Genomic DNA, 525 nt, shown 5'->3' with positions numbered 1-525 from the left:
TAATCCTTATTTGTTATGAGTACTTAGTTTGAATCTCCTTCAAAAGGCTCCATACAGACTGTTCTATAAGTGGCTCAAGGTCTGCAAACCCAAATTCTGGCTTAATATGAATGATTGAGTTCAAACGTAGGAGACCTCTAATATACCCACTCCAACTAAGCTTGTTTGTTGAACGCAATGTTTCAATTGTCTCACCGCTAGCCAAAGAAATAACATCAAACTCTATTGTCACTAGAGGACGCCAACCTAAGATTACTCCGAAGCCAAACAATAACGTCCCTCTTCGATGAAATGGCACACGAACAACTAGAGCGATATCGTTTTCAGCGAAACTATCTTCAGACACCGAACCCAATGGCAATATTTCTACTAGTTTGAAGCGAATATCATCAGTTAGACTGACACTATCTGATGACATTGAGTATTCATCTATGACTTTTAACATATCTCTTCTAGGTGAAACTTTTATTGAATCTAAATATACAGCCACTGAAACTCCTGTTCACTCATAACGAATGACATGGA

The 525-nt window shown here is 38.1% G+C and carries 1 protein-coding gene; it reads right to left on the bottom strand.

What is annotated here, in order from left to right:
• Positions 1–13: 13 nt before the first annotated feature.
• Positions 14–490, bottom strand: a complete 477-nt coding sequence (locus tag AB4653_RS28250) for a hypothetical protein (RefSeq protein ID WP_102257517.1) — start codon at positions 488–490, stop codon at positions 14–16.
• Between the last annotated feature and the right edge of the window lie 35 nt (positions 491–525).

Origin of the sequence: Vibrio sp. 10N.222.48.A3 (genome assembly GCF_041475345.1) — a bacterium.
GTDB classification, from domain to species: Bacteria; Pseudomonadota; Gammaproteobacteria; order Enterobacterales; family Vibrionaceae; genus Vibrio; species Vibrio tasmaniensis_A.
This window is presented reverse-complemented; position numbering and strand designations above follow the sequence as displayed.